This is a genomic window from Parendozoicomonas callyspongiae (genome assembly GCF_023502345.1).
Lineage (GTDB): Bacteria > Pseudomonadota > Gammaproteobacteria > Pseudomonadales > Endozoicomonadaceae > Sansalvadorimonas > Sansalvadorimonas callyspongiae.
The window spans coordinates 131,029-147,398 of record NZ_JAMFLX010000003.1 but is presented as its reverse complement, the minus strand read 5'-3'; the positions used below and the strand labels follow the sequence as shown (position 1 = coordinate 147,398).

General features: G+C 50.6%; 12 protein-coding genes. 10 read left to right on the top strand and 2 right to left on the bottom strand.

Features of this window, described 5'->3' with window-relative positions; translation table 11 throughout:
- The first annotated feature begins 45 nt into the window (after positions 1–45).
- The 7 genes from ftsA to M3P05_RS03260 all read left to right on the top strand — a co-directional run bounded on the left by ftsA (position 46) and on the right by M3P05_RS03260 (position 10,231).
- Positions 46–1,290: a cell division protein FtsA gene (gene ftsA, locus M3P05_RS03290; RefSeq protein WP_249697795.1), complete on the top strand. Its 1,245-nt coding sequence runs from the start codon at positions 46–48 to the stop codon at positions 1,288–1,290.
- Positions 1,291–1,346: 56 nt separating this feature from the next.
- A complete protein-coding gene (ftsZ, locus tag M3P05_RS03285) occupies positions 1,347–2,519 on the top strand; it encodes a cell division protein FtsZ (RefSeq protein WP_249697794.1) in 1,173 nt (390 codons plus the stop codon).
- A gap of 177 nt (positions 2,520–2,696) precedes the next feature.
- Positions 2,697–3,611, top strand: coding sequence for a UDP-3-O-acyl-N-acetylglucosamine deacetylase (gene lpxC, locus M3P05_RS03280; protein WP_249697793.1), 915 nt, complete (start codon positions 2,697–2,699; stop codon positions 3,609–3,611).
- Positions 3,612–3,892: 281 nt separating this feature from the next.
- Positions 3,893–4,828, top strand: a complete 936-nt coding sequence (locus M3P05_RS03275) for a M23 family metallopeptidase (RefSeq protein ID WP_249697792.1) — start codon at positions 3,893–3,895, stop codon at positions 4,826–4,828.
- Between the two features lie 42 nt (positions 4,829–4,870).
- A complete protein-coding gene (secA, locus tag M3P05_RS03270; protein ID WP_283777657.1) occupies positions 4,871–7,615 on the top strand; it encodes a preprotein translocase subunit SecA in 2,745 nt (914 codons plus the stop codon).
- A gap of 460 nt (positions 7,616–8,075) precedes the next feature.
- Positions 8,076–9,293, top strand: coding sequence for a bifunctional glutamate N-acetyltransferase/amino-acid acetyltransferase ArgJ (argJ, locus tag M3P05_RS03265; RefSeq protein WP_249697791.1), 1,218 nt, complete (start codon positions 8,076–8,078; stop codon positions 9,291–9,293).
- Positions 9,293–10,231, top strand: coding sequence for a Nudix family hydrolase (locus tag M3P05_RS03260; RefSeq protein WP_249697790.1), 939 nt, complete (start codon positions 9,293–9,295; stop codon positions 10,229–10,231). Before argJ ends, M3P05_RS03260 begins: the two co-directional genes overlap by 1 nt.
- A gap of 53 nt (positions 10,232–10,284) precedes the next feature.
- Here the strand turns inward: M3P05_RS03260 and yacG are convergent, their stop codons facing one another.
- Both yacG and M3P05_RS03250 read right to left on the bottom strand, forming a co-directional pair.
- Positions 10,285–10,482: a DNA gyrase inhibitor YacG gene (gene yacG, locus M3P05_RS03255; RefSeq protein WP_408635853.1), complete on the bottom strand. Its 198-nt coding sequence runs from the start codon at positions 10,480–10,482 to the stop codon at positions 10,285–10,287.
- 90 nt (positions 10,483–10,572) lie between these two features.
- Complete coding sequence (locus M3P05_RS03250; RefSeq protein ID WP_249697789.1) at positions 10,573–11,547, bottom strand: outer membrane protein assembly factor BamD; 975 nt, start codon at positions 11,545–11,547, stop codon at positions 10,573–10,575.
- A gap of 235 nt (positions 11,548–11,782) precedes the next feature.
- On the opposite strand from M3P05_RS03250, the gene rluD reads away from it, so the two are divergent.
- The 3 genes from rluD to clpB all read left to right on the top strand — a co-directional run bounded on the left by rluD (position 11,783) and on the right by clpB (position 16,128).
- Positions 11,783–12,745, top strand: a complete 963-nt coding sequence (rluD, locus tag M3P05_RS03245) for a 23S rRNA pseudouridine(1911/1915/1917) synthase RluD (protein ID WP_249697788.1) — start codon at positions 11,783–11,785, stop codon at positions 12,743–12,745.
- Positions 12,742–13,482, top strand: a complete 741-nt coding sequence (pgeF, locus tag M3P05_RS03240; RefSeq protein WP_249697787.1) for a peptidoglycan editing factor PgeF — start codon at positions 12,742–12,744, stop codon at positions 13,480–13,482. The genes rluD and pgeF overlap by 4 nt, the downstream gene beginning before the upstream one ends.
- Positions 13,483–13,560: 78 nt before the next feature.
- Positions 13,561–16,128, top strand: a complete 2,568-nt coding sequence (gene clpB, locus M3P05_RS03235) for an ATP-dependent chaperone ClpB (RefSeq protein WP_249697786.1) — start codon at positions 13,561–13,563, stop codon at positions 16,126–16,128.
- Positions 16,129–16,370 lie beyond the last annotated feature (242 nt).

Here is a 16,370-nt window from a genome sequence, read left to right as displayed (position 1 = left end):
CAAACAAGTCACCGCTTGTTAACGGGACAACAGGTAGGTTTATAAATGACTGGTTCTGGGAACGGAAAGATGGTCGTCGGCCTGGATATCGGCACCTCAAAGGTAGTCGCCCTGGTCGGGGAGATTACAGAGCGCGATACCATAGAAATTGTTGGCATTGGCTCGCACCCTTCGCGTGGTTTGAAGCGGGGTGTCGTCGTCAACATTGAGTCGACCGTGCAGTCCATACAGCGTGCCATTGAAGAGGCTGAGCTGATGGCTGGTTGCCAGATCGATACGGTTTATGCCGGTATCGCGGGTAGTCATATCCGGAGCCTGAACTCCCATGGAATTGTGGCGATACGTGAGCGTGAGGTGACTCATGCGGATATGGAACGGGTGATTGATGCAGCACAGGCTGTCGCTATTCCGGCAGACCAAAAGATTCTACACATTCTGCCGCAGGAATATGTGATTGATACTCAGGAAGGTGTGAAGGAACCACTGGGTATGTCCGGTGTACGTCTGGAAGCCAAGGTTCATCTGGTGACCTGTGCGGTCAATGCAGTACAGAACATCGAGAAGTGCATTCGTCGCTGTAACCTTGATGTGGACGATGTGATTCTTGAACAGCTGGCATCCAGTTATTCGGTACTGACCGATGATGAGAAAGAGCTGGGTGTATGCATGGTGGATATCGGTGGCGGTACGACTGATATTGCCATCTTTACCGAAGGTGCCATTCGGCACACGGCGGTGATTCCGATCGCGGGTGACCAGGTGACCAATGATATTGCCATGGCCCTGCGGACACCGACCCAGCATGCGGAAGATATCAAGATTAAATACGCTTGTGCGCTGACTCAGCTTGCAGGTGAAAACGAAACCATCAAGGTACCGAGTGTTGGTGATAGGCCTCCAAGAGAGCTGTCCCGTCAGGCGCTGGCTGAGGTGGTTGAGCCGCGTTACGCCGAGCTGTTCAGTCTGATTCAGGCAGAGCTTCGTCGTAGCGGTTTTGAAGAGTTAATTCCAGCCGGTGTTGTTCTGACTGGTGGAACTTCCAAGATGGAAGGAGTGATTGAGCTGGCGGAGGAGATATTCCATATGCCGGTTCGTTTGGGAGTGCCTCAGAATATTGAGGGGTTGGCGGATGTTGTGCGCAACCCGATTTACGCAACAGGTGTCGGGTTGTTGCAGTATGCGCAGCACAATATGCAGGAGACTGTGAGCGCTGCTCCAGCCAAGGGCGCACGCCGACCTCAGGAAAGCTTTGTAGGTCGTTTAAAGCAGTGGATACAAGGCAATTTTTAATTGTTAACTGGAAGTTAATACAAGAAAATGGATATTAAGAGAGAAAGGAGAGAGTCATGTTCGAGCTGTTAGACAATGTGCCGCAGAATGCGGTTATCAAAGTCATCGGTGTCGGCGGCGGTGGCGGAAATGCGGTTAACCATATGCTCAATAGCCAGGTTGAGGGTGTGGACTTTGTCGTAGCCAATACAGATGCTCAGGCTCTCAAGAACCTGAATGCTCGCACCTTGCTGCAACTGGGTACAGGCATCACTAAGGGACTTGGTGCTGGAGCAAATCCTGAAGTCGGTCGTCAGGCCGCGCTGGAAGATCGTGAGCGAATTGCTGAAGTGCTTCAGGGTGCAGATATGGTGTTTATCACCGCAGGTATGGGCGGTGGAACGGGTACCGGTGCAGCGCCTGTTGTTGCCCAGGTTGCCAAAGAAATGGATATCCTGACTGTTGCCGTTGTCACCCGTCCGTTCCCGTTTGAAGGGCGCAAGCGGATGGCGATTGCCAGTGAAGGTCTTAAGGAGCTGTCCGAGCACGTTGATTCCCTGATCACCATTCCTAATGAAAAGCTGCTGCAGGCCCTGGGTAAAAAAGCCAGTCTGCTGTCTGCCTTCAGCGCAGCAAACGATGTTCTACTGGGTGCAGTGCAGGGTATTGCTGATCTGATTATCCGTCCGGGAATGATCAACGTAGACTTCGCCGACGTGCGTACTGTTATGTCCGAAATGGGCATGGCCATGATGGGTACAGGCTCTGCAACGGGTGAAAGCCGTGCTGCAGAAGCAGCTGAAGCGGCTGTGCGCAGTCCGCTGCTGGATGATATCGATCTGCAGGGTGCCCGCGGTATCCTGGTCAATATTACCGCTGGTCTCGATTTTGCCATTGGTGAGTTTGAAGAAGTGGGTGACGCTGTTTCCCAGTATGCTTCTGATAACGCTACAGTGGTTATCGGTACTGTTATTGATCCAGAAATGACCGATGAGCTGCGTGTAACTGTTGTTGCAACCGGCCTGGGAGAGGCGGATGATAAGATCCGCACAGTTGTGGACAATACACCTGCAAAGACAGAGAAGCCTGTTGAGACTCTGGATTACGCCGAGCTTGAGCGTCCGACAGTGATTCGCAACAAGCCTAAGACTGCACCGACATCCGGTCTGGACGCGGCTACGGCTCCGGATCTACAGTCTTCTCCAGATTATCTGGATATTCCGGCATTTCTGCGTCGTCAGGCGGATTAATTTCCGCCTTGCAGGTCAAAATGGGCATTGTTTACGGAATGTAACACTATATCCATGGTGTTAACTTTGCTAGACTGGCCGATTATTGCAAGTTTCCAAAATTGGTAGGAAGACTTGCAGTTTGGCTTCGCGCCAAATAACGGCATACGGCAGATATAAAGGCTTTACGGCTGCATTATGATCAGACAGCGTACACTTAAAAATATTATTCGCGCCACTGGCGTTGGTCTGCACTCAGGCGAGAAGGTCTATATGACTCTGAAGCCTGCTCCTGTTGATACCGGCATTGTTTTCTGCCGCACGGATCTTGATCCTGTGGTTGAAATTCCGGCCAGGGCGATGAATGTCGGGCAGACGACACTCAGTACTTCCCTCGAGAAGGACGGTGTGCGTGTTGATACGGTTGAGCACCTGCTGTCTGCAATGGCCGGTCTTGGTATTGATAATGCCTATGTTGAAGTCACTGCCCATGAAGTCCCTATTATGGATGGCAGTGCCGGTCCTTTCGTATTCCTGCTCCAGTCTGCTGGTATTGAAGAGCAGTCTGCTGCCAAGCGGTTTATCCGTATCAAGAAGAAAGTAGCGGTGGAAGATGGTGATATCACTGCCACCTTCGTTCCTTTTGATGGTTTCAAGGTTAGCTTTACGATTGATTTCGATCACCCGGTTTTCCGTGGTCTGACTCAGCAGTCCAGTATCGATTTCTCCAGTACTTCTTTTGTTAAAGAAGTCAGTCGTGCCCGTACCTTTGGTTTTATGCGTGATATCGAATTCCTGCGCTCCCAGAATCTGGCTCTGGGTGGTAGTGTCGATAACGCAATCGTGGTGGATGAGTACCGTATCCTGAATGAAGATGGTCTCCGCTACGAAGATGAATTCGTCAAGCACAAGATGCTGGACGCTATTGGTGATCTGTATCTGCTGGGCAGCAGTTTGATTGGTGAGTTTATCGGTCACAAGTCCGGTCACTCTCTCAACAACAAGCTGTTGCGCGCCTTGATCGCCGATGAGTCTGCATGGGAAGTAGTGACCTTTGATGACGCTGCCAAAGCTCCTATCTCCTATGCCCGTCCAACTGCCGTTATTGTCTGATCCGAATCTGATCTCTCTCTTTTAAGGCCATCTTATGATGGCCTTTTTTATGCACGTTCGTTCAAGTGAGCTATGGTTGCGAGGGGGATTGTCAGAATGCTATTGTGTGCCGCACACTGGCTGTTAATCTGGTAGTATCCACCTTTGCAACTAGCCGCAGCAGTTTTTTTTAAGCTGTTGAAATGGTTTTGTATAATTTGAGTATTCATTGCGTAAAAAATTATTTTGTTGTCGCAGTGAGTTGGATCGTACAGATTCTTAATGAGTGGATTCAGGCAGCAATGAAGATAATCGTTGTTAGACATCCCCATGGCAAGAGTCGCACCTTCTGGTTGAATGGTGTGCGACTGGCGTGGGTTGCCTGTCTGTTCTCAGCTTCTCTTGTCACCGCTGGTTTTGTAGCTGGTTGGCACTATATGGATATTAACTCGACAGGGTCCATGAGTGCCCGGGAGCTCGAAAACTGGCAGAAAGAATTAGCCGGTCAGCGTAAAGCTGTTGAGAAACTTCGCAATGAATCTGCTGTCGAACTGGATGCACTGTCTGTACAGATAGCCCAGTTGCAGGGGCAGCTCATGCGTCTTGATGCGCTGGGTGAGCGATTGGTTACTATGGCTGATCTCACTGGTGATGAGTTTGATTTTGGTACCCCCCCCGCTTTAGGTGGCCCTGAGGATTCCCAGGAATCCGGCACGGCTTACCAACCCCCTGGATTTTCTGATCAGATTGATGAACTGGCTGCCCGCATTGACAGTAAGGCGGAACAGCTGGAAGTCCTTGAATCAATGCTGTTAGGGCGCAGCCTTCAGGATGATCTTTATATTGCTGGCCGACCAATCAAGAAAGGCTGGATGTCTTCACCGTTTGGTCGTCGCACAGATCCGTTTACCGGTCGTCCAGCCCTCCATCAGGGGGTCGACTTTGCCGGTAAGGAAGGTTCTGATGTAATTGCTGTTGGTTCAGGTGTCGTCACCTGGTCTGGCGAACGCAGTGGTTATGGACTGCTGGTTGAAATTAATCATGGTAATGGTTATGTCACCCGCTATGCCCATAACAAGGAAATCCTGGTGAAGGTTGGGGATATCGTCAGTAAGGGACAGACTGTCAGTCACATGGGTAGCTCCGGACGATCAACCGGGCCCCATGTTCACTTTGAAGTACTGGTTAATGGACGTCAGGTAAATCCGTCAAGGTATGTTTACCGGGCAAGTCGCTGATGCGAGCGAAATGAATTCGGATATTTCAGGCATTTAACAAACATGTTGTCATCCTTCATCAAAAAAATTATTGGTAGTCAGAACGACCGTCAGCTCAAGAGAATGAGCAAGCGGGTAAAAGCGATCGGAGAGCTTGAGGGTGAACTTGAAAGCCTGACCGATGACGAGCTGAAGGCGCGCAGCCTGCAGCTGGCTGAGCGTGCCCGTGGCGGAGAAGAGCTTGATAAACTGCTTCCGGAAGCGTTTGCCGTCTGCCGTGAGGCCAGTCGTCGTGTTATGGGAATGCGCCACTTCGATGTACAGATGATCGGTGGTATTACCCTGCATGAAGGTCGTATCGCTGAGATGCGTACCGGTGAAGGTAAGACCCTGATGGCAACCCTGCCGGTTTATCTGAATGCTCTGAGTGGTAAAGGTGTTCATGTTGTTACCGTGAACGACTACCTTGCTCGCCGTGACGCTGACTGGATGCGTCCACTGTACGAATTTCTGGGTTTGACTGTTGGCGTTGTTGTTCCCCAGCAGAATCCTGACGAGAAGCGTGCCGCATACCAATCCGATATCACCTACGGCACCAACAATGAATTCGGTTTTGACTATCTGCGTGACAACATGGCCTTCCGTAAGGAAGACAAGTTCCAGCGTGGGCTGAACTTTGCTGTTGTCGATGAAGTTGACTCCATCCTGATCGACGAAGCCCGAACTCCTCTGATTATTTCCGGGCCGGCTGAAGACAGCTCTGAGTTGTACCGTACCATGAATAAGTTGGTGCCCAGCCTGAAGCGCCAGATGGAAGAGTTCAAGGAAGAAGATGAGCCTACCGAAGATCAGATTGGTCACTACATCATTGATGAGAAGACCCGTCAGGTTGAGTTGACTGAATCCGGTCACGAATATATCGAGCAGATGCTGACCAAACAGGGAATGCTGCCTGAAGGTGAGAGTCTGTATGCATCTCAGAACCTGAGTCTGCTGCACCACGCCCAGGCGGCTCTGAAGGCTCACACTCTGTTCCAGAAGAACGTTGAGTACATCGTTCAGGGGCAGGATGTTCTGCTGGTTGACGAACATACCGGTCGTACCATGCATGGTCGTCGTCTGTCGGAAGGTCTGCACCAGGCACTGGAAGCCAAAGAAGGTTTAACCATTCAGGCTGAGAGCCAGACTCTGGCTTCCACAACCTTCCAGAACTACTTCCGTCTGTATGAAACCCTGTCCGGTATGACCGGTACTGCGGATACAGAAGCCTACGAATTCCGTCAGATCTACGGTCTGGATGTAGTTGTTATCCCAACTCATAAGCCTATGGTCCGTAAGGATATGAATGACCTCGTGTACCTCACTCTTGAAGAGAAGTACGAGGCCATTATTCAGGATATTCGCGAAACCATGGCAGCGGATCGCCCGGTTCTGGTGGGTACAGCTTCCATTGAATCCTCTGAACTCCTTTCTGGTGCTCTCAGAAAAGCCAAGATTCCTCACGAAGTTCTGAACGCCAAGTTCCATGAGCGTGAGGCAGAAATTGTTGCTCAGGCTGGTCGTGCTGGTGCCATTACTATTGCGACCAATATGGCGGGTCGTGGTACCGATATTGTTCTGGGTGGTAACTGGGAAGCGGAAGCTGCTGAACTTGATAACCCAAGTCAGGAGCAGCTAGATAAGCTGAAGGCTGAATGGCAGGCGCGTCATGATGGTGTTCTGGCTGCTGGTGGTCTGCATATCATCGGTACTGAGCGCCATGAATCCCGTCGTATCGATAACCAGCTGCGCGGTCGTGCCGGTCGTCAGGGTGATGCAGGCTCTTCTCGTTTCTACCTGTCCCTTGAAGATAACCTGATGCGTATCTTTGCCTCTGACCGGGTGAAGAACTTTATGAAAGCGCTGGGTATGGAAAAGGGTGAAGCAATTGAGCACCGCATGGTGAGCAACGCTATCGAAAAGGCTCAGCGTAAGGTTGAAGGCCGTAACTTCGATATTCGTAAGCAGCTGCTGGAATACGATGATGTTGCCAACGATCAGCGTAAAGTGGTTTACACCCAGCGTAACGATCTTCTGGAAGCGGAAGATGTTTCTGAAAGTGTGGTGAATATCCGCGCTGAAGTTGTTAACAGCATCATTGATGAATTTATTCCTCCTCAGAGTCTGGAAGAGCAGTGGGATATTTCAGGTCTGAGCAAGCGTATTGCTGCTGAGCTGAACGAAGCCCTGCCTATCCAGAAATGGCTGGATGAGGAAGATGCTCTGGATGAAGATGGTCTGCGTGATCGTATTCTTGAGACTGTTGTAGAGTCTTACGAGACCAAGAAGCAGGTGGCTGGCGAAGAAGCCTTGCGTCAGTTCGAGAAGCATATCCTCCTGCGGATTCTGGATGATAAGTGGAAAGAACATCTGTCCACCATGGATTACCTGCGCCAGGGCATTCACCTGCGTGGTTATGCCGCCAAGAACCCCAAGCAGGAATACAAGCGTGAGGCATTTGAGCTGTTCTCCCAGATGCTGACAGATATCAAGCACGAAGTTATCCGTGTTCTGTCTCATGTTCAGGTGCAGCAGGATGATCAGACTGAAGAGCTTGAGCGTCAGCGTCGTGAAGAACTGGCTCGCCGCATGCAATTCCAGCATGAGCAGGCTGTGGCTCTTGAAGGTGAATCCCAGCAGGCTGCTGAAGAAGGTATGCCTCAGCCGGTAGAAACCTTTGTACGCGATGGTCGTAAGATCGGACGTAATGAACCCTGCCCCTGTGGTTCCGGCAAGAAGTTTAAGCAGTGCCACGGTAAAATTGTCTAGCTATTGATCAAATAAAAAGCCCTGCATTAAAGATGATGCGGGGCTTTTTTGTATATGGCCTGGGTTGACTAGGGGGCGTTCTCAATTAAACATCGAACTCAGCGCTTTAGAGAGTTTCTGTAACGAGGCGTAGTGCCGCAGGAATGCTTGTTGCCTTTCAAGGCGCTACAACGAAGCTTACAGGAACTCTCGAAAGCGCCCTGCGGGTGACTCTAAAAGCGGCCATACCCAGAGGGCACAAACGTCAGCTGCGTCGGGCTTGCTCAATGTAGAATAACTACGATTTTCACAAGCCCTTCTAACATCTGGCCGCTTTTAGAGTCACTGAGTCGATGTTTAATTGAGAACGCCCCCTAGTGTTAGAGCCAGAAGTTGAGGTTATTGCCCGTTAAATCATATATCCTGATGCACCTTGAGAATTAAAAAAACGATTACAAGCTTGTAAATAGGTGGGGAGAGTATGGCAACTGGCGCTGCACCTTCAGGTACGTTACACCCAGTTAAAGGGTTCAAACTTGGTACGGTCAAAGCTGAAATCCGGTATCCGGATCGACGTGATCTAGTGGTTATGACCTGGCCTGAATCAGCCTGTGTTGCCGGAGTTTTTACCCAGAATAAATTTTGTGCGGCTCCTGTCGTTATTTCGAAAGAAAGAGTGAATCACTCGCCCTGTGCGTTGCTGGTGAATACCGGTAATGCCAATGCCGGCACAGGGGAAAGAGGAATACAGAATGCTCTTTCTACAACAAGAAACCTGGCTGAGCTTCTTGGTTGTAAGACCGAGCAGGTTTTGACTTTTTCTACTGGTGTTATTGGTGAGTACCTGCCAGTGGATCGAATAGAAAAAGGTTTGCCCGGCTGTGTTGATGCGCTATCCGAAGACGGATGGTGGCAGGCAGCGGAAGGCATTATGACCACAGATACCCGCCCCAAAGGCTTTTCCCGCCAAGTTCGCAGTGGAAGTCATATCTTCACCGTTACCGGTATTGCCAAGGGCTCCGGGATGATTCATCCCAATATGGCAACCATGCTGGCCTATATCGCCACAGATGCAGTTATTGCTCAGCCACTGCTGCAAGAGCTTTTGGAAGACGTTTCGAACAACACCTTCAACCGAATTACCATTGATGGTGATACCTCAACAAACGACTCCTGTATTCTGGTTGCAACCGGTACCGCCGGTAATGAACTGATTAATAGTAGAAACCATCCTCTCTTTGGGAAGGTGGCTGAAGCTATTGCTGATATTTGTCAGGAGTTGGCCAAAGCCTTGGTTATGGATGGTGAGGGTGCTACCCGGTTTGTCACTGTTGCAGTGGATGAAGCGGAATCTGTGGAGCAGGCACATACAGTTGCTAATACTGTGGCTCTGTCGCCTTTGGTGAAAACAGCACTTTTTGCATCTGATCCCAACTGGGGACGAATTCTGGCGGCAGCTGGCCGGGCACCTGTTGATAATCTTGATGTTGAGAATATACGCATCTGGCTGGATAGTGTTCTGATTGCAGAGAAGGGTGGTGTAGCATCTACCTATCGGGAGGAAGATGGGCAGGCTGTTGTGGATAAGGAAGCCTATACAATTCGAATTTCTCTGGGTCTGGGAGAGAAAGAAACACAGGTTTGGACCTCTGACCTGTCCCATGACTATGTCACCATTAACGCAGAGTATCGTACCTGATGACGGTTCATGTCGTAGCTGCTGTCATTCTTGATAGTGAAGAGCGTGTATTAATCGCTGAAAGACCCGCTGATAAGCACCAGGGTGGTCTTTGGGAGTTTCCTGGAGGTAAAGTGGAACCTGGAGAGCGAATAGAAGGCGCGCTCTGTCGTGAGCTTGAAGAGGAGCTTGGGATTCTGCCTTCTGAGTATGAGCCTCTGATAAAAATCCGTTACGATTACTCAGATAAATCTGTTTTGCTGGATGTCTGGACGGTTACAGCATTTTCCGGAGAGGCACATGGGCGGGAAGGGCAGCCCATTGAATGGGTGGATAAGGCGCAGCTGCGGGATTATGAGTTTCCTGCTGCCAATCACCCTATTCTGAATGCGGCAATATTGCCTGAACGTTATTTAATCACTGGATCATTTCGGGATAAAAGCGAACTGATCGATAAAGTCTCTTCTGCTCTCAGAATGGGAATTTCACTGGTTCAGTTCAGGGCTCCCTGGCTGGATAAAGAACAATACCGGGAGTGTGTGGAATCTTTAGTTCCTCTGTTTTCCGGTCATGAAAGCAAGCTGATAGTAAAAGGCGAGCTGGAATGGCTGGAAGATGATTCAGTTGGTGGTATTCACCTCACCAGCTCTCAGCTTGAGAGTTTGCATAAGGAAGGGTGGAAGCACTCCGGTGGGAAAATTGTCGGAGTGTCCTGTCATAGTGGTTTGCAATTAGTGCAGGCTTCTGAGGTTGGTGCTTTCTTTGCCACGCTGTCTCCTGTTGAGGAAACATCTTTTCATCCAGAAGCTAATCCTCTGGGCTGGGGGCAGGTGGGGCCAATGATTGAGAACGCAACACTTCCGGTCTATTGCCTGGGCGGTATGAGGGATAACGATCTTGTCCAGGCCTGTCGTCTTGGTGCACAGGGTATTGCAGCAATCTCCGCCTGGTGGTCATAGTTTCTTGAGAAAGGTTGAAGCGGCATGCTTAGTTTGGCTTGCCGCTTTTGCTTTTACTTGTAGTTAGGATCATCCAGTGATTCTGACATGAGATCATCGTATTGACTGGCTCCAGGGATTTTGTGCTCTTCAGCTGCCCAGGCTCCAAGGTCAATCATTTTGCAGCGTTCGCAGCAGAATGGGCGATATTTATTCTCTGACTTCCATTCAACTGGTTTGCTGCAGTGGGGGCACTTGACTGTTGTGGTCACGATTAACTCTCAAGAAAAGTGATTATGAAAAAGGGTCTGACTAGTCAGACCCTTTTTTACCTGTAGGCATATTGTGAAACAGTTTATAGCCTATGGCTTGGGAGGTTCGGGTACAGCTTCAGACTTATCTTCGTCATCGTTACCGAACAGGCCAAATGTTACAGTGCTCAGCATGGAAGAATCCTCTTCTTCCTCAATGACTTCAGAGCGCTGGCGTGGTGCTGGATCATTGCTGCCAATCAGGCCAAATGTCACAGTGTTCAGCAGGGATGGATCAACATCGTTATAAATGCGACGACCGATAAATTCACCCTCGGCATTGATCAGTGTGCTGTCAGGGAAGTTGGTTTTCAGAACCAGAAGGGCTTCATCAGCTGGCTGATTCAGACCAAGGTGCTGGTAACCTTCAATCATGACTGCCAGAGCTTCTTCAGTGGAAGGTGTGCCCTGCAGGTGCTCAACGACATAACGTCCACGGTTTACAGCGGCAACATATGCCTTGCGCTTCAGGTAGTAATCAGCAGCATGCATTTCATAGCGTGCCAGGCGGTTACGCAGGTAGATCATGCGCTGACGGGCATCCGGAGCGTAACGGCTCTCCGGGAAGCGACGCAGCAGTTCGGCAAATTCGTTAAATGACTGGCGGGCCTGACCTGGGTCACGACGTGACAGGTCAACGGGAACATAGCGTTCCAGCAGGCCGAGGTCGGCAGTATTGGAAGCCAGACCACGCATGTAATAGGCGTAATCAACATTTGGGTGCTGTGGGTGCAGGCGGATAAAACGCTCGGCTGCAGCACGGGAAGCTTCTGGCTCAGTGCTCATGTAATAGGCGTAAACCAGATCCAGCTGGGCCTGTTCGGCAAAGGGGCCGAATGGGTATCTGGATTCCAGGATGCGAAGCTTGTCGACAGCAACGGAGTAAAGCCCGCTGCTCAATGCTTGGGAAGATTGTTCATAAAGCTCTGCTTCAGTGAGGTTCTCCGGCACCTTGGTTTCCGTGCTGGAGCAGGCTGTCAGAACTAAGGTCATGGCCAGAATAAGAATATGTTTTGTTGATCGCATGGGTTATCCCTGAGGTGCGTTCCCGCTGCAGTCCGTCCGTCCCGGAGTAAGACATGCTGTGATAAACTGCGTTAATCGTTCTATTTAATCACAGCATGGGGCTAATCCCAAGCTATCCGGGTTTGATCTTGTCAGGCGTGTTTCCGATGATGATTCAGGTCATTGGGTATGTCTGTCTGCATTGACCGGATACACGCTGTTATATTCAGTTGTTATAGGGATTCTAGTTTCATTTATGGCTGAAAAGATAATCCTGGAAGCATCCGTTCCTGCCGACCTGGGAGGGAAGCGCCTGGACCAGATCGCATCCAAGGTTTTTCCTGACTATTCCCGCTCCTGTCTGCAGGACTGGATTCGTGCCGGAGCGCTGACTGTCGACGGAAAAACAATTCGACCCCGGGATAAATTATATGGCGGGGAGCAGCTGCGGCTGGAGGCAGAGCTGGAGGAGGAAGATCGCTGGGAACCAGAGGATATCCCTCTGGATGTGGTTTACGAAGATGATCATATCATCGTGATTAATAAACCGCGTGACCTGGTTGTTCATCCTGCGGCGGGTAACTGGTCGGGTACCCTTCTGAATGGTTTGCTGTTCCGTTACCCGGAGCTGGCTTCTGTACCACGTGCCGGTATTGTTCATCGTTTGGATAAAGACACCACCGGCCTTATGGTGGTTGCACGAACCATGCAGGCTCAGAATGATCTGGTAGCTCAACTGCAGGAGCGGACCGTTAGTCGTGAGTATGAGGCCATTGTTTTTGGCGTGATGAGTGCTGGTGGAGTTGTTAATCAACCGATTGGTCGTCATCCGACCAGCCGTTTGAAAATGGCAGTCACTGATGGTGGTAAACCATCCATTACCCACTACTGGGTGGAGCAGCGCTACAAGGGGCATACTCATATCCAGCTGAAACTGGAAACCGGTCGTACTCACCAGATTCGTGTGCATATGAGTCATCTGCGCTACCCGCTGGTGGGTGACAGCCTGTATGGCGGGCCGCCACGTTTCCCAAAGGGGGCAACCCAGGAACTGACGACGGCGATCAAGGATTTTGATCGTCAGGCGCTGCATGCCCGTCGCCTTGGTCTTGTGCATCCCTATACCTGCGACTATATGGAGTGGGAAACTGAACTGCCTGAAGATTTCCAGACTTTCCTTGATGTTCTGGATCAGGATATGGAGCTCGAAACAGTATGACTCTGAAGGATAACTATCTGCTTCCTGAGTGGGCTGCGCCTTCTGGCGTAAAGGCATTTGTTTCTACCAAACCCATCAGTCCGGTTGGGCCGCCAATGGGAGAACGGAATGAACCTGACTTTCCTGCCCGGCGTAAGCAGTGGTTATCCTCCTGGGGTGAAGATTTGGTTCAACAGTGGGGCTGGAAACAGCAGCCCTGCTGGGCGACTCAGGTGCATGGTATTAACGTTGTGTCGGCTGACTCGAAATATGGAGTTGAAGCGGATGCGGTTTGGGCAGACCAGAGAAGCATTCCCTGCACAGTCTTAACGGCTGACTGTTTGCCAGTGCTGTTCTGTAATAAATCCGGTACCAAAGTGGCGGCTTCCCATGCAGGCTGGCGAGGTCTCTGTGATGGGGTGTTGGAAGCCACGGTGAAAGCAATGGGGGAGTCAGGCGAGCAATTGATGGCCTGGATGGGGCCAGCAATCAGTCGCCGTTGTTTTGAGGTGGGGCCGGAAGTGCGTGAAGCCTTTATCAAGGCAGCACCTGAAGCGGAAAAGGCCTTTGTCAGCGGTGAGGGTGACCGGTGGCTTGGAGATCTTTATCTGATTGCTCGGCAACGTCTGAATCGGTTGGGTATCACTGATATCACTGGCGGAGGTCTCTGCACAGTGATTGAAGATGAACTTTTCCACTCCTATCGCCGTGATGGCGCCGCTTCTGGCCGGATGGTTTCTGCAATCTGGGTTGAGTAAATCAACCCAGTTGAATTTTTTCCGTTAGTCGCCATATAGAAAAATAGAAAATGAAATTCTGGCGATGAGGGAAAAGCTATGCGCGCCGAGCGTCTAACCAGCAAGCTTCAGGCAGCCCTGTCAGACGCACAGTCTCTGGCAGTAGGTAAAGACCATAACAGTATTGAACCTGCTCACCTGCTGCAGACCATGCTTGAGCAGCAGGGTGGAGCGGTAAAGCCACTGCTGTCTCAGGTGGGTTTTGATATTGCTACCATCTACCAGGGGTTGGCAGATATTCTGGGCAAAGTTGCCGTTGTAAAGAATCCTACCGGCGATATTCAGCCCTCACATCCTTTGATTCGTTTGTTGAATCTTGCTGACAAGAGAGCGCAGCAGGATGGAGATCAGTTTATCAGCAGTGAATGTGTGCTGCTGGTGATGATGGAAGAAGGTGGCCCGCTTGGTCAGATGCTGCGGGATCAGGGTGTCAGCAAAAAAGCCCTGGAAACAGCAATCAAAAACCTGCGCGGCGGGGAGAATGTTAATGACCCTAACGCAGAAGATAGCCGTAACGCACTGTCGAAATACACGATTGATCTGACTGAGCGTGCCGAGCAGGGCAAACTTGATCCGGTGATTGGTCGTGATGATGAAATTCGGCGCACAGTCCAGGTGTTGCAGCGTCGAACCAAGAACAATCCGGTGCTGATCGGTGAGCCTGGCGTTGGTAAAACTGCCATTGTGGAAGGCTTGGCTCTGCGGATTATCAATGGTGAAGTGCCGGAAGGTATTCGCAATAAGAGAATTCTCTCCCTCGATCTGGGGGCTTTGTTAGCAGGTGCCAAATACCGGGGTGAGTTTGAAGAGCGCCTCAAGGCAGTTCTGAACGACCTTGCCAAGCAGGAAGGTCAGATCATTCTGTTTATTGATGAGCTGCATACCATGGTGGGTGCCGGTAAGGCCGAAGGAGCCATGGATGCAGGAAATATGCTTAAGCCAGCTCTGGCTCGAGGGGAGTTGCACTGTGTCGGTGCCACCACTCTCGATGAGTACCGTCAGTATATTGAGAAAGATGCAGCCCTTGAGCGTCGTTTCCAGAAGGTTTTGGTCGATGAGCCTTGTGTGGAAGACACCATCGCTATTCTACGTGGCTTGAAAGAGCGCTATGAAGTTCACCACCATGTGGATATCACAGATCCGGCCATTATCGCGGCTGCTAAATTGTCCCATCGGTATATCACCGATCGCCAGCTGCCGGATAAAGCTATCGATCTGATTGATGAGGCTGCCAGCCGTATCCGGATGGAGATGGACTCCAAACCTGAATCCATGGATAAGCTGGAGCGCAAACTGATTCAGCTGAAAATTGAGAAGGAAGCGCTGAAAAAAGAGGAAGACAGAGTCTCTCAGAAACGCCTGCAGGATCTGGATGGTGAAATCAGTAAGCTGGAAAAAGAGTTTTCCGACCTAGAGGAAATCTGGACGGCCGAAAAAGCAGTTCTCCAGGGTGCCCACAAGCTGAAGGAAGAGAAAGAGAAGCTGCTTCTGGAGCTGGATGCTGCCAACCGTAGCGGTGATCTGGCGAAGATGTCAGAGATTCAGTACGGCAAGCTTCCGGAAATCGAAAAGCGCATTCAGCAGGCGCAGGATGCCGAATCTGCCGAAATGCAGTTACTGCGCAACAAAGTGACAGACGAGGAAATTGCAGAGGTTGTCTCCCGCTGGACTGGTATACCTGTAAACCGAATGCTGGAAGGCGAGCGCGATAAGCTGCTGCGCATGGAAGAGGCATTGCATAACCGGGTTATCGGTCAGCATGAAGCCGTACAGGCTGTTGCTGATGCAGTACGCCGCAGCCGGGCTGGACTTTCTGATCCTAACAAGCCCAATGGCTCGTTTATGTTCCTCGGCCCAACCGGGGTGGGCAAAACAGAGCTGTGCAAGTCTTTGGCGGAATTCCTGTTTGATACTGAAGATGCCGTGGTTCGGATTGATATGTCCGAATTTATGGAGAAGCACTCTGTTGCCCGTCTTTTGGGTGCGCCTCCCGGGTATGTTGGTTATGAGGAAGGTGGTTATTTGACAGAAGCGGTACGTCGTCGTCCGTACAGTGTGGTTTTGCTGGACGAGGTCGAGAAAGCACATGCTGATGTCTTCAATGTTCTGCTGCAGGTGCTGGATGATGGCCGACTGACCGATGGGCAGGGGCGAACTGTTGATTTCCGCAATACCGTGATTGTGATGACTTCAAACCTGGGGTCAGACCTAATCCAGACTCTGGATAATCATGAGTTTGAAACCGTGAAGAGCACTTTGATGAATGTTGTGGGTCAGCACTTCCGGCCTGAGTTTGTAAACCGCATTGATGAGTTGGTGGTTTTCCATCCTCTTGAGAAGGGGCAGATTGCGGGCATTGCCTGTATTCAGCTGGATCGTCTGTGCAAGCGCTTGGCTGAAAACGAGTTGTCTCTGGAACTTTCTGATAAAGCCATGGCATTGCTGGTGGATGCAGGCTTTGATCCCGTCTATGGGGCCCGTCCTCTCAAACGTGCAATTCAGCGGGAAATTGAGAACCCTCTGGCGCAATCCATTCTGGCTGGAAAATATGAACCCGGTTCCACAATTAAAATGGATGTGAAAGAAGAAAAGGTGGTTTTCAGCTAGCTCTTAATTAACTGACTGAAATCTCACGGAAATATCCTGAGAGGGTGGCGTATGCTGCCCTTTTCAGTTTTCAGGGTGAAATTTGTACGAGTTTGGCGAACTCTGATTGTAATATGCCGTAAGTATGCGGCCGCTGTTGTAAAAAGGACTTGACGAAAATCTCAGAGTCATTATCATTCGCCGCCGTTGAGTGATGACAACGACGCGGTTCGCCGGGTTGTTGACCGAGAGGTAAGAGCATC